We start from the raw sequence: 7,989 nt of genomic DNA, 5'->3' as shown, positions 1-7,989 counted from the left end.
CTAACACTGGCATCAACACTGTCAATCACGCTTTGCAACGCTGCGAGATCGTCAAGAGTGCTCACCAGTTCAATCGCACTTAAATATTCTGAAAAATTCGCTGAGTTGTTTTTTAGATGTAAAATCGCATCAAACTCCGCCACCGTCAGATCACTGGTGTCACCACCAGCCGCAGTTTGAATTTTGTTAAAAGCAACGACACTAGCATTCACATCACTAATCAAGAGTTGCAACTCAGCCAGGTCATTGATTGGTTGGCGTAGCTGAGCTTCACTGTTGTAATGACTAAGGTTAGGCTCAGCCATGACGTCACTCAGCAGCATATCCACTTGCCAATCCGATAACTCTAATGGTGTATTGTCATCGATAGCATTTACAGCTGAAAGCAAGACCTGCTGTTGATTAGTCAAAAGCAATAACGCATCTAACGCGGCCAAACCCACCACTAAACTCTCTGCACCGATGGCCTCTTGATAACTAGTTATATTCACCGCCTCAAAGTGGTTAAGGTGCAAAATCGCAGCAAAATCATCTTCTGTCAGTGCACTTGTATTTCCTCCGGCAAGATTACTCACTTTATTCAGCGCAGCCACGCTAGCGTTGACATCCCCAATCATGCCTTGAAGTGCTGTGATATCAGCAAAAGGTTGACGAAGCATTGCTTCACTGTTGTAGGTATCAAGATGTGAAGCGGTAGTTTGTAGGTTGATGAGCAGCGCATCCGCTTGCCATTGGGTTAGATCCATCTGCACTTGTTCTGTTATAGCATTCACCAACGCCAGTATATTTTGCGCTTGGTTGGTCGCAAGAAATAAAGCACTTAAGGCGTTAACATTATTGACTGACGACGCGTTGCCGATTGCCACTAGGTAGGCCGCTTCGTTTTTGGAATCAAAATGTTCAAGATGCAAAATATCAGTAAAATCAGAAGTCGCTATAGCTGTGGTATCTCCCCCTGCCGCATTTTGAATTTTGCTAAATGCCGTAACACTGATATTAACGTCATTCACTAAACGTTGAATGTCGTCCATGCTGCTAAGCGGTTTGCGTTTTATTGCTTCGACATTATAAGCCGCTAAGTAATCACCATCACGAACGTCTTCAACCGCCCCATTCGCTTGCCATTGCACCAAACCGAGAGGACTTTCTTCATCTATCTCATTGATGATGGCCAATAGCCCTTGGGTGTCGTTCATGCTGAGTAAGATGCTATTTAACGCAGCGGTATTTTTTATTGCTTCTTGGCTAGCGATGGCTTGCAGATAAGCATCAAAATTCTCTACATCAAAGTTTTCAAGATGCAGCACTTTTTCAAAATCATTTAACGTCAGCTCCGTTGTATCACTCGCGATGGCCGCTTGGTTCATCTTATTGATTGCGCTAACGCTGTCATTGACTTCATCCACTAACACAACAATGGCCGCAAAATTGTCTAGCGGTTGACGCTCGATGATTTCGCGGTTGTACGCGTCGAGATTCTCTTCAACAAACGCAGAGATCAGTTGACCGTCAAACCAATCCGATAACATTAATGGTGCGGAGGCAATCATGCCATTGGCACTTGCCAACAACGCTTGCTCTTGATTAACGTTGAGCAGTAAACGCTCTAACGCTGCGATGTCCCCAAAATCACCATTGATCTGCAACGCGGTTTGATAATGTGGTAACAGTGCTGGATCAAAATAGGCTAAATGCAAAATGGCATCAAAATCTGCAACGCTAATCTCGCTAATGTTACCAAGGGCATAACCTTTCACTTTAGCAATGGCATCAAGACTATTGTCGACCGAGATGATAAGCGTCTGCAGTGCATCGATACTTGGAATCATCTCTTTTAGTACAATTTCATCTTTGTAGTTGGTCAATGAATTGCTGTCGAAGGTGAGGTTGATGATACGGTTGAACGTCTCGGTCTCAATCAGTGTGTCTTCTCCTGACACTGACGCTTGTTGAACCACTTTGAACGCACCCATGCTTTGATCGGCCGTCTCAATAAACGCTTGTAGATCAGAAAACGAAGCAAATGCATCGCTGTCTTCAAGCAATGAAGCGTAATAAGCGACGTTGTCTTCTTGGAAATTTAGATCCAAAACGCTCTCAAAGCTGTCTGCCGATAAGGTTTCTTTATCCCGTTGATTAAAATCTTTTAAAGACGTGCGTTGAACAATCGAAAACAGATCAGACGACACTTTGTTGGTCAGACGAATACCATCACGATTGACGTAGTAAAAGGATAACGTGTCATCCAGTGACAGCGGACCTCGGTCCACGACATCCAATCCCCCAAACTCCACTTCATTGATTTCATAGAAAAGAGAAAAGTTTTCGTTGCTGCGGTAATCAGAAATGAGGCGATCGCCATCGAAAGACCACTCTATGTCTAAGATGTCATTACGATCTTCAATCACGTTAAAACTGAAATTAGCGAAAGTGACATCACTATCGGCCTGTGAACGCACCGCTAGTACCGCGATACCATCTTGAAGCACTCTTAAAAAGGTTTGTTGGTTAATCTCAACAATCTCAATGGTCCGTTTAGACATGTTGTTTAACACGGTCTCAACGTCATCGCCTGAAGTCTGGCTAATTTGCAGTGGGATAAGACCATTGCTGTTTACATTGCCAATGTTGTAAGTAAACTCTTTAACCGTCTCGACAATAATAAAATTAACATATTCGTTTTTTGACGTGCCCGTCTCTTTATCGGTTAATTCAACCATTAGTGCCGCGTTTGTCAGTGCACTAGTCGAAATTTGTACGCCGCTAGTCTCCTGTTGAGAGCCATTATTGCTGACAATAAAGAATTTGAAATCGAATATGTTACTAAGTTGCTCACTAATGAGTAGTTCGAAAGCATTAATGTTGCCAGGTTTAACTTCAATCAGCTCCGGCAATTTTCTAGCAAAGAAATCACTAGCGACTTTCGCTTTTACCTCTTCTTTAAACTCTTCTGTTACATTCAAAATGGTGTTATTTTCAAGATCTACGTCAATACCTTGACTGTCAAGGACAGTCATCCCTCCTTCAATCAAATCTTCTTTAAAATCATTACTTAAATCGCCATTATTCATGGTAATTTCTTCTTTGATTTTTTCTAGGGCTTTTACCGGGTTACCCCCTTTGGCAAGGCTAGAGAGACCAGACAAAATCAAATTATAGTTAGTACTATTTTTTTTAATCTCAGCATTCGCTGGAGTATCGTCTGTCGAGGGGGCATCTTGTGCAATAGTAGGAGAGGTTTTGGTGATCAAGTCAGGGTTTGCAGTACCAAAGAATACTTTTGCTATTTCGGTATTTACTTTTTCGACGTTACTTGAGGATAAATCACTACCCATTAATTGGGTTGAGAGTTCCGTTAGGGGAGTGATCACCGCAATATTTTCTTCTTCGTTACCATTTTCAGTTACTTCAGTTACTTCGGTTACAGCTCGAAGCTCCGTATCAGCTAAATCAATAGCTAAACCTGTGGCCTCATCTTTATATGAACCACCTTTAGCAATAACCAAAACTTGCCCACGATAGCCCGGAATTTCGATCCGATAAGAACCATCATCATTGGTAACAACCTCACTAGCATTTAAGAGTTGCCCAACTTCTCCATTATCATCAACGGCATAAACATGAACCAGAGCACCGGCAACATTATTAGCAACCACAACCCCACTAATCGTGTTTAATTTTTGAATAGTGACTTTATCTGCTTCTTGATTGTTTACTACGCTTGCTTGGTCACAAGCTGTCAGTGTAATTAAAATAAACAACCTAAATAACTTAAATAACCTAAACATTTAGACCCCCTAATATGGGTTTTTATATCTACAGTTAATTCTTTAATACCTTTAAATGCATAAGGCATATAACTTAAATTTACTCTCATTGATTAAATAACATTAGTATATATAGGTGCTATTACAAGGAAATTTGTTGCTTAATTCAGTAAAATCAAAGTATTCACCCTACAAAACACCAGAAGAAAAAAACATTAATACCATATTAACAAAACTAAAACTCTGCAAAATTCAATAAATAAAGAACTATTAACCACATTGATGCTAACAAATTATCTGCAAATTTTAGATTCTATCGCAAAGATAAAATTGTCCTACGAGCACATCGAATCACTCAAAGGCTTGAGCTACTGCCTCATCAAGGTTAGGGTTAAAGGTCGCAAGTACTAACGGGAAAGTTATTAATACTTAAACCGTTGATATTATGTGAAATAATAGGACTTAAATTCCCGATAACTTCTTTGTAGGTACTTAGTCGATAACTGAGTTTATAATCAAGGCCGTAGGATTATGAAAGGAGTCTTTGGTACTAGAAGATTTTTGAACGGTACTCAATTAAGAGATAAAGTCCCTTTACCTAATAAGGTAAACGGTATAAATATGTTTATTGTCGAAGTGATCTCTCTAACATATCACTCGCTTCACAATATTTATTATTGTCCATCAAGCTATCTATTTCATTTGGCTTCTCTGACAACTTCTGATATTTATCACTATTAACATCAAGTTTATAAATAAAGATCATCATCTCTTTCATTTTTAAATAACAAAGTTCATTAGGATCTATTGGATTAATATGTGCAGAAACAATGATAGGAAAACTAAGTAAAATAAAAGCTAATGATTTAATTTTAATATTGATACCCTCACTCTATATTATTTTAATTGTAGTTTTAATTTATAGGTTCTGTCGTAAATGCATGAGGTCAATATAGGGTTAATTTTAACAGCAGAACACTCCGCATGCTATCCGATTTATTGTGGCTAAATCAGTATAAAAAAGACGTTGAAGCACATTATCTTACCAAGCCTGGGGAGAACAAATAATTTTTGCGTAAAACGTCGATAACAAGCAATGTTTAACGCGGAGTTTTTGACCTAAATACATCATTCATCTTCTTTGATCGCCACAGCAATATCAACGCAAGAAAGAAAAGTAAGATACCGCTAACCACCCCACCACTTGCACCCTTAGTTACAGATATTTCCCCTATGGCACTTGACGTAACAATGACGTTTATCTCCTGGGTGCTTAGTTGACCTTCCCTATCAAATACGACTCGTCCATCGTAGGTTCTTTCTCCTCCCGGCATTTTGAGGTGAATGCGTGTTCCCTCGACGGTAGCCTCTATAACATTTGCAAACTCAGCTGATAGCACAGTAATATTGCAATGCACTAGCTCTATATAATCGCAAAGATCAAACGACAGCTCATAGAACTCTTTATTACTAGTCAAATCATATTGAAAATGAAGGGGAAGCTTGTCTAGTATCAAAGCCGCTTGTTTATAGACGATGTACCCTGGATCATCTATTACACCATTTCGTTCGCCATCTCCATCATGAATACCACCATCTTTAATGGTTAACTCTAAACAATTAGCTCCTATTAATGGTTCTGATTGATATAAAGCGGAGCCAGGAGAAGGACAAAATCCAAGCTCTCCTAACGCATAACGCAAACTGCTTCCTTCTTCTGAGGAATCAAAATCGAACCATCCTCTTAGTTTAGTATGTTTCCTAAAAATACCACCTCTGCTAAATGGTTGCATTAATGGTAAAACAATCGTTGCACTCTCATTCTGTATATTAGTTACTATAAAATTACTGATTTCACTTTCATTAAATTTATCTTTATGAACTACGTCTTCTGGAACACTAGAAACACTCAAGGCGTTTGAAGCGTTCACATAAGGGCTATAAGTATCACTGATTTCTGATATACGGCCTAGCTTAATACAGTTACCAGGGGATGATTGCAATACAAAACCACCATTTTGGACTCTCTCATTGTCAATAACCTGAAGCTCGCAACTGTCAACAGCATCCAGATAGTCAGGAATTAAGTCTCCATCACTGTCCGAAAATCCTTCAGCTAAATCTGGTATGCCATCATAATCACTATCTTTATCAATAGTTAACGTTATAGGCTCGATAACTCGAAGGTCAACGCTAGCATCAATTGAAAATCCATAATCTAAAGCTGAAGCTTCAACAAAAAAACGATAACGACCAATTTCCATAGGAATATTGATTAATAGTTGCTCTGTGTGACCTGTTTCACCTAACAGAATTTTTTCTTCAGTATCAGATAAATAAGACCATACTAGCTGCATAGGAATATCTTCATTATCCACAGAGATACGTAAATATAATGGTTCCAAATTAAAAAGTGATACTATGTTTATTGGATCACCCGCCTCATTGATTACATGAGCAGTAACGCGGGGAGGTGGGTCAGATTCTTGAATATTCAGTGTAAGTTCACTTTGAGGGCCAGTATTTACTTCTCTACTGATCTTTAGGGTTAAACGTTCTTCATTTTCCATAAATTCATCAGGTGTAACATCAAAAACAAGCAGACCTTCTAGCCCCGATGTAATAACTACATTTTGTACTTCAGGTAATGAATGGTCGTTGAAGTCAGCCGTAGATGACACCTCATCAACCAAGACTGGCACTGTTACTGGGTAGTCTGGTGCAAAGCCACTCAAATGGACTCTTACGATCGCCTGATGCCCTTCAAAGATATCCTTACCTTGACCAAAATTTATAAGCGGTTGAATTTTAAATAACTGAGCTGCCAACTGGCTTTTTCCTGAATTAGAATCATCACTTTGCCAATACACAACATTATTACCAGAACGTAAACGAGGTTGATTACTAGCAAGTGACACCGGCAATCTATTTCCTAAAATATCGGTCGCGGTAGGGGATAGCCCTATTATTGGTGTAAATAAAGCTGTGGCTGGTATAGTAATTGGCTCAACATTGAAAAATATAGGGGCACCTTCAGGAGTCATTTCTTGGTTAACAAGTAGTAACAGCTCTTTTGTTATATCTCCGCTTGGTGAAATTACTTCATATTCAATATATACTTGCTGTGGAAAAGGTTCTGACGCTTTATAAACTAAGGTGTTATCAACAATATTTATGTTACCTGAAAAAACTGCTGCATTTGTTATCTGCGCTCCATTTGCTAGAGTAAGCGGCATAAATTGATAAATCTGTCCACCGACAACCTCTACAGCACTATCTTCTGTAAACTCAATAGCTATTACATCAAAATCGCTTGTATTATCTTCAGTACCATCACCATCAATATCAAACGTTTGCAATGGATCGAGTGGGTTCGGGTCATTTGCATTAAGAATATTATCACCATCGATATCCTCATCCCACCCATTAAGAATTCCATCACCATCCAAATCAGGAGAAATGTCAATACCAGTTCGACTTAATTCAAATACAACATCGGCAATTATTGCAAAAAAATCGTCATTCGTTGATGAGTTACTTCCACCTATAGCCTCATTGATAAAATCTATATTGCTGATATTAACTGATAGGCCGCCAATGTTTCTATAGTCTATTAACGCTGGTTCTTTAGCTGTTTTATCAAGCGCATAAGTTTCAATAATGACAAAACTGTCGATCAAAGCTTGAATAGAAGCAATAGAAGCGAGTGATTGATTATCCAATTGATAGTTCATCTCAGCAAGATTACTAGCATCCACACTAGTTAAACCCACCACGGCATAATTCGTCACTGACGGTGCTGGTTGCTTATTATCCGCCGCATAGCTTTGGATCACGTTAACACTGTCAGTCAGCGTTTGAATATCAGCGAGCGTAATCAGCGATTGACTTCCCACCTGACCATTCACGTCATCAACATTATTAACATCGACACCAATAACCCCCATCACCACGTAATCGGTCACCGATGGTGATGGGTGCGTATTGTCTACAGCATAACTTTGAATAATATTCACACTGCCTGTTAATGTTTGAATATCAGCGGCTGTAGTCAGTAATTGGCTGTTCACCTGCGTATTAATTTCAGCAAGGTTGTTAATATCGACACCCATGATACCCACTACAGCGTAGTCAGTCACTGCTGGCACTGGTTGCGTATTATCGACAGCGTAGGTTCGTATCACATTGACGCTATTGGTTAGATCTTGAATCTCTGCCACCG

At 39.3% G+C, this 7,989-nt stretch carries 2 protein-coding genes; both read right to left on the bottom strand.

The window, feature by feature from the left end; genetic code table 11:
* Nucleotides 1-3,788: hypothetical protein (locus F8B77_RS17000; RefSeq protein WP_151656833.1), on the bottom strand; the 3,788-nt coding region annotated here is incomplete at its 3' end.
* 1,079 nt (nucleotides 3,789-4,867) lie between these two features.
* Nucleotides 4,868-7,879, bottom strand: coding sequence for a hypothetical protein (locus tag F8B77_RS17575; protein ID WP_208846167.1), 3,012 nt, complete (start codon nucleotides 7,877-7,879; stop codon nucleotides 4,868-4,870).
* Between the last annotated feature and the right edge of the window lie 110 nt (nucleotides 7,880-7,989).

Origin of the sequence: Aliivibrio finisterrensis, assembly GCF_008933155.1 — a bacterium.
In the GTDB taxonomy this organism is placed as follows: Bacteria; Pseudomonadota; Gammaproteobacteria; order Enterobacterales; family Vibrionaceae; genus Aliivibrio; species Aliivibrio finisterrensis.
This window is presented reverse-complemented; position numbering and strand designations above follow the sequence as displayed.